At 68.9% G+C, this 19,914-nt stretch carries 20 protein-coding genes; 11 read left to right on the plus strand and 9 right to left on the minus strand.

Going from position 1 to position 19,914, the window contains the following annotated elements; translation table 11 throughout:
• Positions 1–9 precede the first annotated feature (9 nt).
• The 5 genes from atpA to OG884_RS24415 all read left to right on the plus strand — a co-directional run bounded on the left by atpA (position 10) and on the right by OG884_RS24415 (position 4,934).
• The gene (gene atpA / locus OG884_RS24395) at positions 10–1,659 is read left to right on the plus strand and encodes a F0F1 ATP synthase subunit alpha (RefSeq protein WP_326636531.1); all 1,650 of its coding nucleotides are present in this window, start codon (positions 10–12) and stop codon (positions 1,657–1,659) included.
• Between the two features lie 3 nt (positions 1,660–1,662).
• Positions 1,663–2,562, plus strand: a complete 900-nt coding sequence (locus OG884_RS24400; RefSeq protein WP_326636533.1) for a F0F1 ATP synthase subunit gamma — start codon at positions 1,663–1,665, stop codon at positions 2,560–2,562.
• Position 2,563: 1 nt separating this feature from the next.
• Positions 2,564–3,991: a F0F1 ATP synthase subunit beta gene (gene atpD, locus OG884_RS24405; RefSeq protein ID WP_326636535.1), complete on the plus strand. Its 1,428-nt coding sequence runs from the start codon at positions 2,564–2,566 to the stop codon at positions 3,989–3,991.
• A gap of 68 nt (positions 3,992–4,059) precedes the next feature.
• Complete coding sequence (locus OG884_RS24410; protein ID WP_326636537.1) at positions 4,060–4,476, plus strand: F0F1 ATP synthase subunit epsilon; 417 nt, start codon at positions 4,060–4,062, stop codon at positions 4,474–4,476.
• Positions 4,477–4,520: 44 nt separating this feature from the next.
• Positions 4,521–4,934 carry a DUF2550 domain-containing protein gene (locus tag OG884_RS24415; protein WP_326636539.1) on the plus strand — a complete coding sequence of 138 codons (414 nt, stop codon included), beginning with the start codon at positions 4,521–4,523 and terminating at the stop codon, positions 4,932–4,934.
• 71 nt (positions 4,935–5,005) lie between these two features.
• On the opposite strand, the gene OG884_RS24420 is transcribed toward OG884_RS24415, so the two are convergent.
• Positions 5,006–5,596: a cob(I)yrinic acid a,c-diamide adenosyltransferase gene (locus tag OG884_RS24420; protein WP_326636540.1), complete on the minus strand. Its 591-nt coding sequence runs from the start codon at positions 5,594–5,596 to the stop codon at positions 5,006–5,008.
• 66 nt (positions 5,597–5,662) lie between these two features.
• Here OG884_RS24420 and OG884_RS24425 point away from each other — a divergent pair, with 66 nt between their 5' ends.
• Positions 5,663–8,818, plus strand: coding sequence for a S41 family peptidase (locus OG884_RS24425; protein ID WP_326636542.1), 3,156 nt, complete (start codon positions 5,663–5,665; stop codon positions 8,816–8,818).
• A gap of 257 nt (positions 8,819–9,075) precedes the next feature.
• Positions 9,076–9,393 carry an STAS domain-containing protein gene (locus tag OG884_RS24430; protein ID WP_326636544.1) on the plus strand — a complete coding sequence of 106 codons (318 nt, stop codon included), beginning with the start codon at positions 9,076–9,078 and terminating at the stop codon, positions 9,391–9,393.
• A gap of 117 nt (positions 9,394–9,510) precedes the next feature.
• On the opposite strand, the gene OG884_RS24435 is transcribed toward OG884_RS24430, so the two are convergent.
• The 6 genes from OG884_RS24435 to OG884_RS24460 all read right to left on the minus strand — a co-directional run bounded on the left by OG884_RS24435 (position 9,511) and on the right by OG884_RS24460 (position 14,800).
• Entirely contained in the window at positions 9,511–10,116 is a 606-nt protein-coding gene (locus OG884_RS24435) for a TetR/AcrR family transcriptional regulator (RefSeq protein ID WP_326636546.1), read from the minus strand.
• Between the two features lie 1,062 nt (positions 10,117–11,178).
• Complete coding sequence (nucS, locus tag OG884_RS24440) at positions 11,179–11,838, minus strand: endonuclease NucS (RefSeq protein ID WP_326636548.1); 660 nt, start codon at positions 11,836–11,838, stop codon at positions 11,179–11,181.
• A gap of 145 nt (positions 11,839–11,983) precedes the next feature.
• Complete coding sequence (locus OG884_RS24445; protein WP_326636550.1) at positions 11,984–13,138, minus strand: ABC transporter permease; 1,155 nt, start codon at positions 13,136–13,138, stop codon at positions 11,984–11,986.
• On the minus strand, positions 13,135–14,013 hold the full coding sequence (locus tag OG884_RS24450) for an ABC transporter ATP-binding protein (RefSeq protein WP_326636553.1): 879 nt from the start codon (positions 14,011–14,013) through the stop codon (positions 13,135–13,137). The genes OG884_RS24445 and OG884_RS24450 overlap by 4 nt, the downstream gene beginning before the upstream one ends.
• Entirely contained in the window at positions 14,010–14,363 is a 354-nt protein-coding gene (locus OG884_RS24455) for a winged helix-turn-helix domain-containing protein (RefSeq protein ID WP_326636555.1), read from the minus strand. Before OG884_RS24455 ends, OG884_RS24450 begins: the two co-directional genes overlap by 4 nt.
• The gene (locus OG884_RS24460; protein WP_326636557.1) at positions 14,360–14,800 is read right to left on the minus strand and encodes a hypothetical protein; all 441 of its coding nucleotides are present in this window, start codon (positions 14,798–14,800) and stop codon (positions 14,360–14,362) included. Before OG884_RS24460 ends, OG884_RS24455 begins: the two co-directional genes overlap by 4 nt.
• A gap of 186 nt (positions 14,801–14,986) precedes the next feature.
• On the opposite strand from OG884_RS24460, the gene OG884_RS24465 reads away from it, so the two are divergent.
• From OG884_RS24465 to OG884_RS24480, 4 genes are all read left to right on the plus strand, one after another.
• Positions 14,987–15,271: a 3-hydroxyacyl-CoA dehydrogenase NAD-binding domain-containing protein gene (locus OG884_RS24465; protein ID WP_326636559.1), complete on the plus strand. Its 285-nt coding sequence runs from the start codon at positions 14,987–14,989 to the stop codon at positions 15,269–15,271.
• The gene (locus OG884_RS24470; protein WP_326636561.1) at positions 15,268–15,588 is read left to right on the plus strand and encodes an ATP/GTP-binding protein; all 321 of its coding nucleotides are present in this window, start codon (positions 15,268–15,270) and stop codon (positions 15,586–15,588) included. The genes OG884_RS24465 and OG884_RS24470 overlap by 4 nt, the downstream gene beginning before the upstream one ends.
• Before the next feature lie 34 nt (positions 15,589–15,622).
• Complete coding sequence (locus tag OG884_RS24475; RefSeq protein WP_326636563.1) at positions 15,623–16,336, plus strand: alpha/beta hydrolase; 714 nt, start codon at positions 15,623–15,625, stop codon at positions 16,334–16,336.
• A gap of 163 nt (positions 16,337–16,499) precedes the next feature.
• Entirely contained in the window at positions 16,500–17,291 is a 792-nt protein-coding gene (locus OG884_RS24480; RefSeq protein WP_326636565.1) for an alpha/beta fold hydrolase, read from the plus strand.
• Between the two features lie 702 nt (positions 17,292–17,993).
• On the opposite strand, the gene OG884_RS24485 is transcribed toward OG884_RS24480, so the two are convergent.
• Both OG884_RS24485 and mce read right to left on the minus strand, forming a co-directional pair.
• The gene (locus OG884_RS24485) at positions 17,994–19,274 is read right to left on the minus strand and encodes a DivIVA domain-containing protein (protein WP_326636567.1); all 1,281 of its coding nucleotides are present in this window, start codon (positions 19,272–19,274) and stop codon (positions 17,994–17,996) included.
• Between the two features lie 158 nt (positions 19,275–19,432).
• Positions 19,433–19,894 carry a methylmalonyl-CoA epimerase gene (mce, locus tag OG884_RS24490; RefSeq protein WP_326636569.1) on the minus strand — a complete coding sequence of 154 codons (462 nt, stop codon included), beginning with the start codon at positions 19,892–19,894 and terminating at the stop codon, positions 19,433–19,435.
• Positions 19,895–19,914: the final 20 nt, after the last annotated feature.

Raw genomic sequence — 19,914 nt, forward strand, 5'->3', positions numbered from 1 at the left:
TGAAGAGAGATGGCGGAGCTTACGATCCGGCCGGACGAGATCCGGGACGCCCTTGAGCGCTTCGTCCAGGCGTACGAGCCGGAAGGCGCCGCGCGTGAGGAGATCGGGACCGTCGTCGACTGCGGCGACGGTATCGCCCATGTCTCCGGCCTTCCCTCGGCGATGGCGAACGAGCTGCTTGAGTTCGAGGACGGCACGCGTGGCCTGGCACTGAACCTGGACGTCCGGGAGATCGGTGTCGTTGTTCTGGGCGACTTCAGCAAGATTGAGGAGGGCCAGTCGGTCCGCCGGACGGGCGAGGTCCTGTCCGTGCCGGTCGGCGACGGCTTCCTCGGCCGAGTGGTCGACCCGCTGGGCATCCCGCTGGACGGCAAGGGTGCCATCGAGTCCGAGGGCGTTCGTCCCCTTGAGGTTCAGGCGCCTTCCGTCGTGCAGCGCCAGCCGGTGAAGGAGCCCCTCGCCACCGGCATCAAGGCGATCGACGCGATGACCGCGATCGGCCGTGGCCAGCGCCAGCTGATCATCGGTGACCGTGGCACCGGCAAGACCGCGATCGCCGTGGACACCATCCTCAACCAGCGGGAGAACTGGCTCTCCGGCGACCCCGACAAGCAGGTCCGCTGCGTCTACGTCGCGGTCGGCCAGAAGGGTTCCACGATCGCCCAGGTCAAGGCTCGCCTTGAGGAGGCGGGCGCGTTGGAGTACACCACCATCGTCGCCTCTCCGGCGTCCGACCCGGCCGGTTACAAGTACCTCGCCCCCTACACCGGTTCGGCCATCGGCCAGCACTGGATGTACCAGGGCAAGCACGTTCTCATTGTCTTCGACGACCTGACCAAGCAGGCCGACGCCTACCGCGCGGTCTCCCTGCTGCTCCGTCGCCCGCCGGGCCGTGAGGCCTACCCCGGTGACGTCTTCTACCTGCACTCCCGCCTCCTGGAGCGTTGCGCGAAGCTGTCGAAGGAGATGGGTTCCGGCTCGATGACCGGTCTGCCGATCATCGAGACGAAGGGCAACGACGTCTCGGCGTTCATCCCGACCAACGTCATCTCCATCACCGACGGCCAGGTCTTCCTGGAGACGGACCTGTTCAACGCCGGTGTCCGTCCCGCCATCAACGTCGGTGTCTCGGTTTCCCGAGTCGGCGGCTCGGCCCAGACCAAGGCGATGAAGTCGGTCGCCGGCACGCTGCGCCTGTCGCTCTCCCAGTACCGTGACCTGGAGGCCTTCGCCTCCTTCGCCTCCGACCTGGACGCGGCCTCCAAGGCTCAGCTGGAGCGCGGTCAGCGCCTGGTCGAGCTGCTCAAGCAGCCGCAGTACAGCCCCTTCCCGGTCGAGCACGAGGTCGTCTCGATCTGGGCCGGCACCACCGGTGAGCTCGACGAGGTCCCGGTCGAGGACATCCGCCGCTTCGAGGCGGACTTCCTTGACTACATCGGTCGAGAGAGGAAGGGCATCTTCGACAGCATCCGCGAGACCAAGGCCCTGTCCGAGGACACGGTCACCGCTCTCAAGGACGCCGTCACCGCGTTCAAGAAGACCTTCGAGACCTCCGCGGGCGAGCTGCTGGTCAACGAGGAGCCGATCGAGGCGCTCGGCGCCGAAGCGGTCGGCCAGGAAAAGATCACCAAGCGCGTCCGTCCGGCTGAGAAGAAGTAGCCGATGGGTGCCCAGCTAAGACTGCTGCGGCGGCGGATCAAGTCGGTCAAGTCAACGGCGAAGATCACGCGTGCCCAGGAGCTCATCGCTTCATCGCGCATCGTGAAGGCGCAGTTGCGGATGCAGGCGGCGGTACCGTACGAGCGCGAGATCACTCGTGCCGTGACGGGCGTCGTCAGCAACACCGGCAGCGTCGACCACCCGCTGACCGTGGAGAAGGAGCGGCCCGCCAGGGCCGCCGTGCTCATCGTCACCAGCGACAGCGGCTTCTGCGGCGGCTTCAACGCGAACATCCTGCGTGAGGCCGAGGCCCTCGCCGGTCTGCTGAAGGACAAGGGCATCGAGCCCGTGCCCTTCGTGACCGGCCGCAAGGGTGTCGCCTGGCACAGCTTCCGTGGCCGCGAGATGAGCGGGCAGTGGACGGGGTTCTCCCGTAAGCCCTCCTACTCGGACGCCAAGGAGATCGCCGGCGTGCTGATCGACTCGTTCTCGGCCGAGGACGGGGTGGACGAGATCCACATCGTCTCGACCCAGTTCGTCTCGATGCTGACGCAGGAAGTCGTGATCAAGCGAATCCTGCCGCTGGAGGTCGAGGAGACCGTCGAGCCGGTGGACACGCCGTTGCCGTACTTCGAGTTCGAGCCCAGCGCGGCCGATGTTCTCGACACGCTGCTGCCGCGCTATGTGGAGTCGCGCATCTTCAGCGCGCTGCTCCAGTCGGCGGCCTCGGAAGAGGCGTCGCGCCGCCGGGCGATGAAGTCGGCGACCGACAACGCCAACGAGCTCATCCGAACGTTCACCCAGCAGATGAACCAAGCTCGCCAGGCCGAGATCACCCAGGAAATCAGCGAGATCGTCGGTGGCGCGAGCGCGCTGGCTGACGCCGCAGCGGGGAAAGAGTGAAATGACTGCACAGACTGTTGAGACCGGCGTGGGCCGCGTCGCGCGGGTCACCGGTCCCGTCGTCGACGTGGAGTTCCCCGTCGAGGCGATGCCCGAGATCTACAACGCGCTCACCACCGAGGTCACCCTCGGCGGGGAGGTCAGGCTGCTGACCCTGGAGGTCGCCCAGCACCTGGGTGACAACCTGGTCCGGGCCATCTCCATGCAGCCCACCGACGGCGTGACCCGTGGCGCGGCGGTGGCCGACACCGGCGCGGCCATCTCCGTGCCGGTCGGCGACGTCGTCAAGGGCCACGTGTGGAACACGCTCGGTGAGGCACTGGACGTGCCCACCGCGTCGCTCAAGATCGAGGAGCGCTGGGGCATCCACCGTCCCTCGCCCGCCTTCGACACCCTTGAGTCGCGCACCGAGATGCTGACCACCGGCATCAAGGTCATCGACCTGCTCACCCCGTACGTGCAGGGTGGCAAGATCGGCCTGTTCGGCGGCGCGGGCGTGGGCAAGACCGTGCTGATCCAGGAGATGATCCGCCGGGTCGCCCGTAACTTCGGTGGCACCTCGGTGTTCGCCGGCGTCGGCGAGCGCACCCGTGAGGGCAACGACCTCTGGCTGGAGATGGAGGAGGCGAACGTCCTCAAGGACACCGCCCTCGTCTTCGGCCAGATGGACGAGCCCCCGGGCACCCGTCTGCGCGTCGCGCTCTCCGCCCTGACCATGGCGGAGTACTTCCGTGACGTGCAGAAGCAGGACGTGCTGCTCTTCATCGACAACATCTTCCGGTTCACCCAGGCCGGTTCCGAGGTGTCCACCCTGCTCGGCCGCATGCCGTCCGCGGTGGGTTACCAGCCGACCCTGGCCGACGAGATGGGTGTTCTGCAGGAGCGCATCACCTCGACCCGCGGTCACTCGATCACCTCCATGCAGGCGATCTACGTCCCCGCGGACGACATCACCGACCCGGCCCCGCACAACGCGTTCGCGCACCTCGACGCGCAGACCGTGCTTTCGCGGCCGATCTCGGAGAAGGGCATCTACCCCGCGGTGGACCCGCTCGACTCCACCTCGCGGATCCTCGACCCGCTGATCGTGGGCGAGGAGCACTACCGCGTGGCTCAGGAGACCAAGCGGATCCTGCAGAAGTACAAGGAACTGCAGGACATCATCGCGATCCTCGGTATCGACGAGCTCTCCGAAGAGGACAAGGTCACCGTCAACCGGGCCCGTCGCATCGAGCGCTTCCTGTCCCACCCGATGTACGCCGCCGAGGCGTTCACCGGTCAGCCCGGCGAGAACGTGCCGCTGGACGAGACCATCGCCTCGTTCAAGGGTCTGTGCGCCGGCGACTACGACCACCTGCCCGAGCAGGCGTTCTTCATGGTCGGTGGCATCGACCAGGCCGTGGCCAAGGCCAAGGAACTCGCCCGCTAGTCGCCTTCGGTGCCGGTGCGGTCATGCGGCCGTACCGGCGCCTGGTTCGATAAGGAACTGGAGAGAAAGTGGCGAAGCTGCGAGTAGGCGTCGTCTCCCCGGAGCGGGAGATCTGGTCCGGCGAGGCCGACATGGTGATTGCCAAGACCGTCGACGGCGAGATCGGTATCATGCCTAAACACGCACCCGTGCTCGGCGTTCTCGTCGAGGGCGGGCTGCTGAAGATCAAGCGAGGTGGCGAGGCCGACCTCGTCGCCGCCGTCCACGGAGGATTCCTCTCGGTGGCCGACGACGAGGTGTCGATCCTGGCCGAGATCGCCGAGCTTGGTTCCGAGATCGATGTCGCCCGAGCCAAGAGTGCGCTGGAGCGGGCTCAGGCCTCGGTCGAGGCCGGCATGGAGGACGCGGACGCGGCGGCAGAGGCGGCCGCCGAGGCCAAGCGTGCCAGGGCCCGGCTGCGCGCGGCCGGAGAAGAAGTCGGATAAATTCGGCTTCTTAACGGTAAGGGCTTGTTGGGGGGCGGGCAGACATGGTAGTGCTGGACGTACTCATCGTGGTGGGGCTGCTCGTCGCCCTCCTGGCACTCCGGGTGCTCATCCTGACCCGCTTCCGAGGATCGGTGCTGTGTTGCCTGCGCCCCATGTCGAGGGAGCGGGGGTGGCGGGTCGGGGTGGCCCGCTACGCCGACGGCCACCTCAACTGGATCCCGCTCATAGGTCTGCTTCCAAGGCCGCGCCACGTTATCGTGAGGCGCGGCCTTGTCGTTTCCGGTCGTCGTAGGGTCGGCTCCGGTGAGTTCTTCGGGTTCATCGAGGGCGTGACGGCGCTTGAGTGCCGCAACGGGCAGAGCGCCTTCGAACTCGCCATGGGATACCGCGCACTGACCGGTTTCGTGGCCTGGCTGGAGTCCGCTCCGCCCAGCGCCCATCTCGACGTCGCCTGATCTCCCGCGCCGTCCTACCGGACGGCGGGCCCCTCAGCGGGTGCCCGGGCTTCCAGAGGACGGCGGGCCCCTCAGCGGGTGCCGCCGGGCTTCCAGAGGATCTCGTCGCCGCCGGCGGCCACCCGGCAGAGGATGAACATCAGGTCGCTCAGCCGGTTGAGGTACTTCGCGGTCAGCGGATTGACGTCGTCGTGGGCCTCAAGCGCCGACCAGACGGTCCGCTCGGCCCGCCGGACCACGGTCCTGGCGACGTGCAGCCAGGCCACCGCGGGGGTGCCGCCGGGCAGGATGAAGCTGCGCAGCGGCTTGAGGCGCTCGTTGAACTCGTCGCAGCGTCCCTCAAGCCACTCGATGTAGGAGGGCTCGACCCGCAGTGGCGGGAACTCGGGGTTCTCCGTGATCGGGGTGCAGAGGTCGGCTCCGACGTCGAACAGCTCGTTCTGGATCCGGGCGAGAACGGCGGTGACGTCCGCCTCCAGGGAACCCGTGGCCAGTGCCACGCCGATCGCCGCGTTGGCCTCCTCGACGTCCGCGTAGGCGGCCAGGCGCGGGTCGGTCTTACGGGTGCGGCTCATGTCGCCGAGCGCGGTCGTGCCGTCGTCCCCGGTACGGGTGTAGATCTTGGAGAGCACCACCGGGTTGTCTCTGTCAGCTCGCGTCATGCCGTCCAGCCTATCGGTGCGAAAATTGCCCCCGATTTACCTGATAGTGGACAATATGATTTGTCAATGGTTTCTGGTTTCTACCTGCGATTCCCCCACATCTCCCACGAGACGCTGACGTTCGTCGCGGACGACGACGTCTGGATGGCTCCGGCGGACGGCGGCCGGGCGTGGCGCCTCTCCGCCGACCGGGCCCCCGCGAGCCATCCCCGTCTCTCGCCCGACGGCACCAGGGTCGCCTGGACCAGCGTTCGCGACGGCGCCCCCGAGATCTACCTGGCGGATCTGGACTCCGGGTCCGCCGAGCGGCTGACCTACTGGGGTGACGCGCGGACGCGCACGCGCGGCTGGACACCGGAGGGGGAGATCCTCGCGATCAGCGCGACCGGCCAGCCGTTCATCTGGCAGACCTGGGCCTACGCGCTCGGAGACGGAGCCGTCGAGCGGTTGCCGTACGGTCCGATCAACGACCTGTCGGTCACGGGTGAGGCGGTGGCACTGCTCGCCGGGGGGCTGCCCCGCGATCCGGCGGTCTGGAAGCGCTACCGAGGCGGTACGGCGGGTCGCCTGTGGGTGCGGCGTGGCGAGGGGGACTTCACCCGGCTCCTGGCCGACCTGAACGGCCACCTGGCCGGCCCGATGCTCGTCGGCGGGCGGCTCGCCTTCCTCTCCGACCACGAGGGCGTCGGCAACCTCTACTCCTGCGAGCCGGACGGCACCGGCTTGCGCCGTCACACCGACCACGAGGCCTTCTACGCCAGGCACGCCACCACCGACGGAAGGCGGATCGTCTACCAGAACGCCGGTGATCTCTACCTACTGGACGATCTTGACGCCGAGGCCCGCAAGCTCGACGTCACGCTCGGCTCCCCGCTGCGGGGACGGCAGCCCTACCAGGTCAACGCGGGCAGGCGGCTGCACGACCTGGCCGTGGACGCGACCGGGCGGGCCAGTGCGGTGGAGGTCCAGGGGACGGTGCACTGGGTGACCCACCGGGACGGACCGGCGCGGCAGCTCAGTGACGGCCTGTCGGCGGGGCGGCCCCGCGTCCTCGGTGACGACCGGGTGGTGTGGGTCTTCGACGACGGTGCGACACAGGGGCTGGAGATCGTTCCCACCGGGGGCGGGGAGAGCCGCAGGATCGCCGAGGGCAGGCTGGGAGAGGTCGGCGACCTGGCGGTCGCGCCGGACGGGAACACGATCGCGGTGAGCGCCAGGGACGGGCGGCTGCTCCTGGTCGACGTGGCCTCCGGCGAGGTCGTGGAGCTGGCGAGGGCCGACGGCGAGGTGCACGGCCTCGCCTGGTCGCCGGATTCCGGCTGGCTGGCCTGGTCGCACCCGGACGGCCCGCAACTGCGCAGGATCAGGCTGGCCAGGGTGGCGGACCGGGTCATGACCGATGTCACGGACGGCAGGTTCTTGGACACCTCGCCCGCCTTCGCGGGTGACTACCTGGCGTTCCTGTCTCGGCGTGGTTTCGACCCGATCTATGACGCGCACTCCTTCGACATGTCCTTCCCTCTCGGTTACCGGCCCTATCTGGTGCCGCTGGCCGCGTCCACGCCGTCCCCGTTCGCGCCCAGCGCCGCGGGGCGGCCCATCGCCGACTCCGGTGACGACGACAAGCGGGACGAGGCCGCGATCACCGTGGACCTGGACGGCATCGCCGCCAGGGTCGTGCGGGTGCCGGTGCCCGAGGGGCGCTATTCGGACCTGCGGGCGGTCAAGGGCGGGTTCGTCTGGCTGCGCGAGCCACTGGCGGGGGAGCTCGGCGAGGACAGGGACGAGGTGGGAGGCGAGGCGCCCCGGGCGGCGCTGGACCGCTACGACCTGGACAAGCGCAAGTGGGAGGAGGTGGTCGACAAACTCGACTGGTATCGGGTGAGCGGTGACGGCACGCAGCTCGTCGTCAGTGACAAGGGCACGCTCACGGTCCGGCCGGCCAGTGGCAAGGCGGGCGCCAAGAACGGCGACGAGGCGACCGTCGACCTGTCCAGGATCCGGATCACCGGCGACCCTCGGGCCCTGCGGCGTCACGCCTACGCTCAGGCGGGCCGCCGGATGCGCGCCGACTTCTGGGTCGAGGACATGGCCGACGTCGAGTGGGAGGCAGTGCTGGAGGAGTACCTGCCGCTGGTGGACCGCGTCGCCACCGCCGACGACTTCGCCGATCTGCTCTGGGAGGTCGTGGGGGAGCTGGGCAGCTCGCACGCCTATGTCGACGCGGCCGGTTGGGGTTACCCGGCCTCGGAGCCGGTCGGCCTGCTCGGCGCCGATCTCTCCAGGGGGGCCGACGGCCGCTGGCAGGTGGAGACGGTGCTGCCCGCCGAGTCCTCCGACGTGCACGCCCGCTCGCCGCTGGCCGGGCCTGGGGCGACGGTCATGGAGGGAGAGACGCTGCTCGCGGTCGACGGCCGCCCGGTGCCGCCGCAGGGTCCGGCCAGGCTGCTGGTCGGCGCCGCGGACAAGCCGGTCGAGCTGACCCTGGGTGGTGGCCGGAGGGTGGTCGTCACGCCGCTCGGTGACGACAGGCGCCTGCGCTACCAGCACTGGGTGGCCGGGCGCCGGGCGCGGGTCAGGGAGCTCGGCGATGGCCGCCTCGGCTACCTGCACATCCCGGACATGGTGGCCGAGGGGTGGGCGCAGTTCCACCGCGACCTGCGCAGGGAGATGACCTTCGAGGGGCTCGTGGTGGACGTGCGGGGGAATCGAGGCGGTCACACCTCCGAGCTGGTCATCGAGAGGCTGATCCGCCGGGTCATCGGCTGGGACCTGCCCAGGGGTATGACGTCGATCACCTATCCCGAGGACGCGCCGCGCGGACCGCTGGTCGCGATCACCAACCAGAACGCCGGATCCGACGGCGACATCGTCACCGCGGCCTTCAAGATCTACAAGCTCGGGCCGGTGGTGGGCACCCGCACCTGGGGTGGCGTCATCGGCATCGAGGGCGGCCACCGGCTGGTCGACGGGTCGCACATCACCGTGCCCAGGTACTCCTTCTGGTTCGAGGAATTCGGCTGGGGGGTGGAGAACTACGGCGTCGATCCGGATGTCGAGATCGACATCACCCCCGACGACTGGGCGGCCGGCAGGGATCCGCAGGTCGAGGAGGCGGTACGGCTCGCGCTGGCCGCGCTGGACGAGCGTCCGGCGGCGACCCCGCCCGACGCCTCCACCCGGCCGTCCCGTCGCCGCCCCGCGCTGCCACCCCGCCCATAGGCGACAGGCGTGACCAACCGGATCATCGCCATCCGGTTGGCTCAGGGAAAAGGTTGGCTTTGGGCCGCGTTTTATCCGTTCATTCGGGCAAGGGGTTCTCATGTGTGTAAGAAGGGTGAATTCGGAAGCGGGGGAGGTTCACGGCTTCTTACACGCTGTGCCATCATATGGATGCGGTGCGTGATCGACTGGCTGCGGTGACGCACCGCCGTTGTGCCCGGCCACGTCTACTCCGTGGCCAGGTGTGAGGGGGAGGTATGCGCGTCCCTGGTAACCCCCAGGCCCAGGTGGTCGCTGTCGGGAACCGTCTTGATGTGGGAACCGTCACCGGAGTACGCCCGCGGCTGCACGAGGCGGTCGACTCCGGGCGCGGCGACCTGATCGTGGATCTTTCCAAGCTGGAAATGATCGACGCCACCGGGCTGGGGGTGTTGGTGGGTACGCATCGCCGCGCTGTGGGTGCGGAACGCCGCCTTGTTCTCAGGGGAGTGCCACCGAGGATCATGCGGGTGCTGGCGGTGACCCGGCTCAACCGGGTCCTCACCGTCGAACTCCCCGTGGCCACGGTGGCCTGATCCGGCCGCCCGTCGAAGTGCGGGATGACGTCGGTGCCGCCGGAACATATCGGAGGACGGGTCGGCTGAGGCCCGTCCTCGCCCATGCCTTGTCGATTTCGTGCCGAGGTGATCCGGTTACGCGGTGAATAACCGGTAGAAGAAGTGAACGGCAGTGCTGATCATGCTCTCGGTCGAGGGCGGGTCGTCGGCCAGCACCCACTCGATGAGCAGCTCCTGGATCGCCCCGATCATGCCCAGTGCGAGCAGATGCCGGTTGGCCTTGACCGCTTCCGGCAGGTCTGCGACGTTCAGCTCGATCATGTCGGTGAAGGCCGTGACGGCCAGCTGCCGTGAGCTGACGAGGCAGTCACCGGCCCTGCGCACCTCCAGGTGCATGATCCTGGCGCGACGCCTGTCTTCGGTGACGAAGTTGATGTATCCGGAGATTCCCGCCTCAACTCGGGTGGTCAGAGTGTCGGTGGCCTGCTCTATGGACTTCGCCACCGACTGCAGCGTCTCGTGCACGCACCGGTCGTGCACGGCCCGCATCAACTCGTTGCGCCCGGAGAAGCACTCGTAGAAGGCGCGGTTGGAGATACGTGCCGCGGCGCACAACCTCTCGATCGTGGTTTCGGGGAATCCGATATCGGAGTAAAGGATGTACGCCGCGGAGATCAGACGTTCCCGGCGTTCCGCCAGTCGCTCCTCCGCTGACATTCCACGATACGGCCGTCCGTTCATGTCAAACCCCTGAGAGTCGGTGTGGGGTTGACGGATAATCGCTTTGTCACTTCCACCTCATGGTTCTAGCCCCCAGAATCAACCATCTCATGGTTCTAGCCCCCAGAATTAACCATTATGGGTGCAAGATCCTTTTTGTGGAAGGGGCATTGTGCTATTACCTGCGTTGCCCATGCGGGAAGGTGACAAGTCTGACTAGTCGGTCAAGTTCCTTCTAGCTGCGGGTGAATGAGGGGGACCTGCCGCGACCCGAGCACCCTGTGCGCGTTCCTGGCGGCCCAGTCGGAGGTGCGCTGTCCGGTCGCCGCGGTCAAGGTCGTCTACTCTGTGCCGTGACGGGTGCCCCGGAAGGCGAAACGCCGCTCGGGTGCCCCGGATTTCTCGTGCGGGTCCGCCGCCGGTTCGCCGCGGGTCGGTTGACGGGCCGCGGCCCGCGAGGCCCCGGCGGGTGAACCCGCGCCGCCGTGCCTATCTACACCAGGCTGCCCTCCCGGCGCTTATGCAGAGGCCCGAGGTCCGGGCTTTGTTTCGCAGGGAGAGGCTGTCCCATTCACAGAATTTCGTTGTCGAACCGTCTCTGTGCTCGATGTATCCGGATCGGCCTCCCGCCTCCACGCGGTATCCCCTGGAGTTCGGCGAGTGGAATCCGCTGCACCCCCTGAGCAACGCCCCGACGTTGTTATCGGATCTGTAGAATATGTACCGTACGGATCTGCTTGTCTGCCGACAGTCCAGCGCGTTCTCCCGGGCGGTCGATGCGGTTGTCGGGGCGAAAGTGAATCCGGTCGGCGTGACCATGGCACGAGTGCGGTGGTGGCCTTTCTCCAGTTTTTCATGTGTCTCACTTCTACTGGTGCGGCACGGAGAGTATGGACTGTGATGCCGTGCGCTACCTGTTCTCGACGCCGGAAATCACGTCTCCGGATGAGGCCTGAGGGCAATACCGTTTAACGGCATGCTGCAAGAGCTCGAAGATGGGAATTCCGGTGGCGGGCCGGGCCTCGGCGGCGGTGGGAAACCGCGCCCGGCCCGTAGCCTGGCACGCTCGACCCGTAAGCCCCGCTAGAACAGGGTGTCGTTGCGCTCGATGCCGCGTAGCTCGTCGTAGTCGAGGGTCACGCAGCGGATCCCGCGGTCCTGGGCCAGCGTCTTGGCCTGCGGCGCGATGCTCTGGGCGGCCAGGATGCCGGTCACGGGGGCGAGCAGGGGGTCGCGGTTCATCAACTCCAGGTAGCGGGTGAGCTGCTCCACGGCGTCGATGCCGGCGCGGCGCTTGAGCTCCACGGCCACGGAGGCGCCCGTTTGGTCGCGGCAGAGGATGTCCACCGGGCCGATGGCCGTCATGTACTCGCGGCGGACGAGCGTCCAGCCCGCACCCAGGGTGGTGATGTGCTCGGCGAGCAGCTCCTGTAGGTGGGCCTCGACGCCGTCCTTGATGAGCCCGGGGTCCACGCCCAGCTCATGGCTGGTGTCGTGGATGATCTCCTCCATGGTGAGGACGAGCTTCTCGCCGGTCTTGCCGTGGGTCACCGTCCAGGTGCCCTCCTCCTCGCGGAGCCTGCACGGCGGGTTCATCCAGTTCAGCGGTTTGAAAGCCCGGTCGTCGGCGTGGATGGAGACGCTGCTGTCGGCCTTGATGAGGATGAGCCGAGGCGCCATCGGAAGATGGGCGGTGAGCTTTCCGACGTAATCCACGCTGCACCGCGCGATGACCAGACGCATTACCGAAGACTATCGGCCTGACGGTGCCCCGATCCCCGTGATCCGGCCACGGCGGTCTCCATCGCACCGCCCGTGACCGTACGCGTGAGCCGGTGGGCGGCTCACGCGTACGGTCACGGGCGGTCACGGGCGGTCACGGGTGCGGTCAGCGGACCACCTCGGAGAGTTTGACGCGGGCGCCGGTACGCAGGACCGCGCGCTGGTAGATGCGCGCACCGAGCAGGAGCGTGCCCACCGTGGCCAGCAACATCAGGACCGCCGCCACCACGATCTCCCAGGCGAGCACCTCGCCCCCGGCCATCCGGACCGGCATGACCATCGAGGAGAACGGCGGCACCAGCGACAGGATCCTGGCCACCGCGCTGCCCGGCTGGACCGCCGCGAAGTAGGCCACCACGTAGGTGATCATCATGAGCATCGTCATCGGTGTCAGGACGCTGTTCGCCTCCTCCTGCCTGGAGACCAGCGACCCGAGCGCCGCCGCCAGGGCGGCGAAGAACGCGTAGCCGAGGATGAACCAGAACAGGGTGCTGATCACGATGCCCGTCATGCCCGGAGGCAGGTCGGCCGCGAAGCCGGTCGCCGCCGCCGCGCCGAGACCGGCCACGATGATCACGACGAGGTTGGCCAGCGCGAGGGCGCCCAGCCCGACGATCTTGCCGCCGAGCAGCTGCCAGGGGCGGATCGAGGTCAGCAGGATCTCCACGATCCGGCTGCCCTTCTCCTCGATCACCCCCATGGCGACGTACATGGAGGAGTAGATGATCAGGAAGAACAGGGCCATGACCAGCAGGGACGCGATGCCCACCCGCACGCCCGCGTAGCGGGCGTCGGCGCCGACCGAGACCGTCTCCAGGGGGGTGACCCGCATCGCCTGGGCCACCTTGGCCGGGTCCAGGCCCGCGTCGGCCAGTTGCCGCTGGGTCTGGGCGGCCCGGTGCGCATTCTCCAGCAGCAGGCCCAGCTCGCGGTCGACCTCGCCGTCGGCGAGCAGCCTGCGGCCGTCCACCACCGCGGCGTCCACATCGCCCGCGTTGACCGCGCCGCTCGCGGCGGCCTCGTCGGGGAACTCCCTGACGGTGATCGTCACGTCCTTGGCCGTGCCGGTCAGAGCCGGTCGCAGCACCTGCGACTGCGCTCCGACGAGCCCCACCGTGTAGGAGTCGGGCCCGGAGAAGAGTTTGGGCAGGAACGCGAGCGCGGCGACCAGCACGGCGCTCACCACCAGCCCGATGACGAACGCCTTCGTACGGCCGCGCGTGATGATCTCCCGCCGTGCGACCAGCCACAGCCCGCTCACGCGACCGCCTCCCTGAAGATCTCGGTGAGTGTGGGCCGCTGCCAGCCGAAGTGCTCGACCTTTCCGGCCTTGACCGCGAGGTGCAGGATCTCCTGGCCGTCGCCGTCCACGCCCGCGACGAGGACCTCGTCGCCCGTCTCGACGACCTCCCCCGGCAGGGACGCGGCCCAGCCGGGGGAGGCGTCCCTGACGATCACTCTGAGCCGGCCGCGTCCCTCCCGGTCGCGCAGGCTCTCGACCGTGCCGCTGGCCACCACGCGGCCCGCGGAGATGATGCCGACCGAGTGGCAGAGCCGCTCGACGAGGTCCAGCTGGTGGCTGGAGAAGAGCACGGGCACGCCCGCTTCGCACCGCGCGGCGAGCACCTCGGCCAGAGCGTCGACGGCGAGCGGGTCGAGCCCGGAGAAGGGCTCGTCCAGCACGAGCACCTCGGGGTCGTGCACCAGCGCCACCGCGAGCTGCACGCGCTGCTGGTTGCCCAGGGAGAGCGCGTCCACCGTGTCGTTCGCGCGTTCGGTGAGTGCGAGCTGTTCGAGCAGGTCGCCGGTGGCCTTCCTCGTCCCGCTCGCGGTCAGGCCGCTGAGCCTGCCGAAGTACTCGACCTGCTCGGCGACCTTCATCTTCTGGTAGAGGCCGCGCTCTTCGGGCATGTAACCGAACCGGCGCCGGTCCTCGAACGTCAGAGGCCGGCCGTCGCGGAGCACCGAGCCCGAGTCGGCGGTCAGCACGCCCATCAGGATGCGCATCGTGGTGGTCTTGCCCGCGCCGTTGGCTCCGACGAAACCAAACATCTCGCCGGGTTTCACGGAGAACGTCACCCCGCTCAGGGCGGTCTTGTCGCCGTATCGTTTGTGCAGGTCGGCTATCTCGATCATGGGGGAGATCCTTCGGTAAGGCGCCTCAGCACGGAGACGTAGTCGTGGAACGCCTGGCGGCCCTCGTCGGTGAGAGCCAGCCAGGTGCGTGGGCGCTTACCCACGAAGGCCTTCTCCACGCGCACGTAGCCGGCCTCTTCCAGGGTGATGACATGCTTGGAGAGCAGGGAGTCGCTGACCTCGATCGTGTCGCGCAGGAAGCGGAACTCCGCCCTGTCGGTGGCCGCCAGGGCGGCCATGATCGACAGTCGGACGGGTGCGTGGATGACGTCGTCGAGGTCGTGCCGGGGGTGCGAGCCCGTACCATCCCCGGCACGACTCGTCTCTCCGGCTCCGTTCCTGCCGCTCACCGCTCCGCCCGCAGCACGCGCCATGCCGCGTAGAAGGGCGGGATGCTCGCACAGGCCGCCAGCGTGACCAGCGTCGCGATCCAGCCGCCGTCCGGGTCGTCGGGGCGGAAGAACGTCCCGAACACGAACACGGCCAGGAAGGCGACGAAGTAGGTGACCGTCACCGGCCCGGTGAATTTGTTGACCCAGGTGACCTCGCGGTCCTGGACCCGCATGCGGCCGAGGTGCCAGGCGAACACGAAGGTCAGGACGATCCACGCCACCCCGGCCGTGGCCCGGGACCAGCCAGGGCCGAGATACATGATCGGCCAGTACGCGATCGTGCCCAGGCCGAGGAGCGCGTAGAGCAGGCCGGCGACACGCGCCGGCCGCCGGGGGCGCCGGTCGACCTCGCCGATCTGCCGCAGAGCCTCCTCCGGCGTCAGGTCGTCTCCCATGCCTCCTCCTCTGTTCATGTACTCAAATAGTAATTACTACTCAACTTCCATTCAAGTACTTTCTTTCCCCTCCCGCGGTGCATGCCCGGCTTTTGGGTAGCCGATCCCTCTCTGGGAGACTGTTGCGGTTCGAGGACGGGCGGTTTGTCGTGCGGAGCGGGATCCGCAGGCAGGGTGGGGAGAGCGATGACGGGCAGTTTTGAGACGGTCGGCGTGGCCGGCCTCGGCACTATGGGCGCCGGGATCGCCGAGTGCTTCGCCCGTGCCGGGATCGCTGTGATCGGGGTGGAGGCCGGTCCTGAGACGTTGACGCGAGGCCGGGGCCATCTGGAGGACTCCACGGGCCGCGCGGTCGCGAAGTGCGCGAAGTATGCGAAGTATGCGAAGTGCCGCGAACCGTTCCTCGCGCCCGTACCGCTGCCGGGGCAGCTCGTCGCGGCGGGGGTCCGGAGCCTCCGAGACCTGCCGTGAGCCCCCGCAGGGCCCGTCGGGCCGACCCGTTCGACCGCGGCGGCAACCGGGGGTCGGCTCGTCCCGTCGGCGGATCCGTGCCAGGTGCCGACCAGACGGAAGAGTGGCCCGACGGAGACTGGCAGGTACGCCGGGTCACCGGTGGCGCGGCGGACAAGGTCTACCGCTGCCCCGGCTGCGACCAGGAGATCAGGCCGGGCCTGCCGCACCTGGTCAGCTGGCCCGCCTGGCAGGGCGGCGAGCAGGAACGCAGGCACTGGCACACCGCGTGCTGGCGCAACCGGGTCAGGCGCGGTCCTGGCAGAAGCAGATACTGACCGGCGTGAATCGCCGGTCGTGGTGAGGAGAGACATGGAGATCCGGGCCTCTACGGTGCTGCCCGCGCGCAGGGAGCCGATCGAGCTGCACACCGGTGACGGGCTGACGCTCGTCGGCGAGCTGGCCCTTCCCGCCGACCGGCCTCCGGCGGCCACACTGGTCTGCCTGCATCCGCTGCCCACCCACGGCGGCATGATGGACAGCCACGTCTACAAGAAGGCGGCGAACCGGTTGCCCGCCCTCGCCGACCTGGCCGTGCTGCGGTTCAACACGCGCGGCACCACCTCCGAGCGGGGAACATCCCAGGGCGCCTTCGGCAAGGGGGAGGACGAGCGCCTGGACGTCGCCGCGGCCCTGGAGTACGCCGACTTCCACGACCTGCCCCGGGTCTGGCTGCTCGGCTGGTCCTTCGGTACCGAACTGGCGCTCAAGTGGGGCCGCGACCCGCTGGTGGAGGGGGCGATCCTCCTCTCCCCGCCGCTGCACAGGGCTACCGACGCAGACCTCGACGGGTGGGCGGAGTTCGGGCGGCCGCTGACCGCGCTGGTTCCGGAGTTCGACGACTACCTCCGCCCCGAGCAGGCCCGCGAGCGCTTCGCCAGGGTGCCCCAGGCCGAGGTCGTCGGGGTGGACGACGCCAAGCACCTGTGGGTCGGCGAGCCGTACGTGCGGATCGTCCTCAACGAGATCGTCCTGCGGGTCAATCCGGCCGCCCACCCCCTCCCCACCGAGGTCGCCGACTCGTAGGCACCCGTCCGGTTCGGACCCGTCCGGTTCGGACCCGTCCCGGAAGCCTCGTCGCCGTATCGCCGGTCGGGTCCCGTTCGTTGACCTCGGAGTTACCGCAACGTCATAAACGGTTGTGGAAGCGGGGGTGCCAGATGGGGGCTCCGGGAATACGGTGGACGGCGTGCAGTTGTACACGCGATCGGCTGGAGAGGGGCTTCCGGTCGTCCTCCTTCACGCGTTCCCCCTGTCGTCGGCCATGTGGCTGGCCCAGCGCGAGGGCCTGGCCGCGGTCTGCAAGGTCATCACTCCCGACCTGCGCGGCTTCGGTGGCTCGCTGCTGGGCGGGGACGATCCCTCCCTCGACGTGATGGCCGACGACGTCGTGCGCCTGCTGGACAGCGAGGGCGTCGACCGCGCGGTCGTCGGCGGCCTGTCCATGGGCGGCTACGTGACGATGGCCCTGTGCCGCCGCCACCCCGACCGGCTGCTGGGGGTGATCCTCGCCGACACGAAGGCGGGCGCCGACCCGCAGGCCGCGAGATCCAACCGCGAGCGGATCGCCGCCGCGGTGCTTCGGGAGGGCACGTCCGTCCTGCTGAAGGAGCTGCTGCCGGGGCTGGTCGGGCAGACCACGGTGCGGAGCAGGGCGATGGTGTTCGGCCGGGTACGGGGGCTGGTCCAGTCGGCTCCGCCGACGGCCGCGGCCTGGGCGCAACGGGCCATGGCCGCCCGTCCCGACTCCTTCGACACGCTGCGGGCGATCAAGACACCCGTCCTGGTGATCGTGGGCGAGGAGGACGAGATCACCCCGCCGGCGGAAGCGGGCGCGATGGTCGAGGCGGTGCCCGACGGGCGGCTGGCCGTCATCGAGAAGGCCGGCCACCTCAGCGCGATCGAGCAGCCCGAGGCGTTCAACCGGGCGGTGTCGGACTTCATTGCCGAGCTTGCCGGGGGATCACCACCTCGCGGATGAGCAGGGCGATCGCCGCGTCCACCGCACCGCCCGTCAGCGCACCGCCCGTCAGCGCGGCGGTGACGGTGCGGGAATGCCCGTCAGCGCGGCGGTGACGGTGCGGGAATGCCCGTCAGCGCGGCGGTGACGGTGCGGGAATGCCCGTCAGCGCGGCGGTGACGGTGCGGGAATGCCCGTCAGCGCGGCGGTGACGGTGCGGGAATGCCCGTCAGCGCGGCGGTGACGGTGCGGGAATGCCCGTCAGCGCGGCGGTGACGGTGCGGGAATGCCCGTCAGCGCGGCGGTGACGGTGCGGGAATGCCCGTCAGCGCGGCGGTGACGGTGCGGGAATGCCCGTCAGCGCGGCGGTGACGGTGCGGGAATGCCCGTCAGCGCGCCGCCGAACAGCGTGGCGATGACGGTGACCGCCGGGGTCACGTCCACCGAGTGCCTCATCACCCGGGGATGGATCAGGTAGTTCTCGACGTACGGGACACCGGCGGGTGCTGCGCGCGGATCGGGCCCCCGGAGGGCGGGACCGGCTCCTGACTCGGGGCGGGAGCCCCAGGGTCGTCGGACACCGGTGACGCTTCGGGGACGACCGCTCCTGACTGTGGGTAAGGGGGTAGGTAAGCGGGGCGGTAGACGGGAAGAAAGCCTGGTGACCGTGAAGGTCGCCAGGCTCTCGACAGCCGTCGTCAACGCCCCGGAGTCAGCGGCTGCCTATTCCTGCCACCACTCCGCGTCGTCGTCCTTCTCCGCTCTGGCGGGAGTCGGAACCGGCTTCTCGGCGCCGTTGGTGGCGGCGGGGATGGCCGGCTTCGGCGGGGCCGCGGCGATCGCGGGCTCCGGGTCGGCGGCCGGGAGCGGCGCGCCACCGAGCAGCTGGCGCAGCTGGGCGAGGTGGCTGGTGATGCTGTCGCGCTGGCGGGTCAGTTCGTCGACCTGGCGCTGGGCGACGGAGCGGCTCCGCTCGGACTCCGACTTGGCCTCGGAGACGATGGACTCGGCGCTCGACTTGGCCTCGGACACGACCTGGTCGGCGTTCTTACGCGCGTTGGCCAGCAGCTGCTTGGCGTGCGTGTCGGCCTCACGGCGGGTCTGCTCGGCCTGCTGGGTGGCCTTGGTGGCGCGCTGCTCGGCGGTGGCCGCACGCTGCTCGGCCTCGGCGACCAGCTTCTGGGTGGCGGCCTGCGCCGTGGCGTGGCGCTCGGCCTCCTGGCGCTCGGCCTCCTCGCGCCGGGCGGCGAGCTGGATCTCGAACTCCGCCTCGTCCTGGGCCCGCTTGGCCTCGGACTCCTCAAGCACCCGCTGGGCCTGGGCGCGCATCTCGTCGGCCTGGCGCTTGGCGGTGGTGAGGACCTCATCGCGCTCACGCTTGGTCGAGGCGCGCAGCTGGGCCACCTCGCGCTCGGTGGTGGTGCGCAGCTTGGCGATCTCGCGCTCGGCGTCGGCGCGCTTCTCGGCCACCTCGTGGTCGGCGGTGGCCCGCAGCTTGGAGACCTCGCGCTCGGTGGTGGCGGTCAGCTCGTCGGCCTCGCGGCGGGCGGTCGAGCGGATCTCCTCGGCCTCGCGCTCCGCGGTGGTGCGCATCTCGTCGACCTCGCGGGTGGCGAGGGCGCGCTTCTCCGCGGCCTCGTTCTCAGCGGCGGCGCGCAGGTCGGCGGCCTCGACCTTGGACGCCGCCTTGATCTCGTTCGCCTCGGACCTGGCTGCCTGGACCAGTTCGGTGGCCTGCTCCTCCGCCAGGCGGAGCAGTTGCTCGATCCGGGCGCCGAGGCCGGAGTAGGTCGGACGCTCCTGCTCCTGAAGCTGGCGTTGGGAGTCGGACAGATCCCGCTGCAGGCCCTGAACCTGCTCACGGGACTGCCGAAGCTCACCGTCGATTTGCTTCAGATGGTCGTGGACCTGGTGCCGGTCATAGCCACGGAGCACCACGTCGAATTCCCGAGCGGGGGCGTCTTCAAAGAAATTGTTGAGCTGGGCGTCGATGTCGGACTGCATGGAGGCTCGATCCTGGGTTGTCGAGACGGCTACACGGGCCGGACGGGGGGTTTCAGGCATCCGAAGCGGGAGCCGGGGCGGGATCCACGTCCGGTGGTACGCCAGCGTACTCCGCCGTTGCCGAGTTGGCGGTCTCGTCCGACTTTATGCGCGACTTGTTACGTATCAGCGTTTCTTGCATTCGACATGGTCCCAGCTTGCCTTTCCGGAGCCTGGACGAGTTCGGTAAGCATTCCGCCCACGTCTTTGGGGTGAAGAAAGGCGATGGACGAACCCATGGAGCCGTGGCGCGGCCGTTCGTCGAGCAACCGGATTCCCCTGCCACCGATCGTCTCCAGGGTCTGCACGACATCCGGAACGCCGAAGGCGACATGATGAACGCCTTCCCCGCGCTTCGCGAGAAATTTGCCGACCGGCGTGTCGGGGGCGAGCGGTTCGAGGAGCTGGATGTAAGACCCACCGCCCTCACCGTCGGCGATGTGCAGCATCGCCTCCTTCACCCCCTGCTCGGCGTTCACCTCGCGGGCCACCACCGTAAGTTCGAAAGTCTGTTCGAAAAAAGAGATCTTCTCTTCAAGGTTGTGACAGGCGATTCCCACATGGTCGATGCGCATGAACATAGGGCCATCCTCCTTCAAGG

The sequence above is a fragment of the Streptosporangium sp. NBC_01755 genome (assembly GCF_035917995.1).
Taxonomy (GTDB): Bacteria; Actinomycetota; Actinomycetes; order Streptosporangiales; family Streptosporangiaceae; genus Streptosporangium.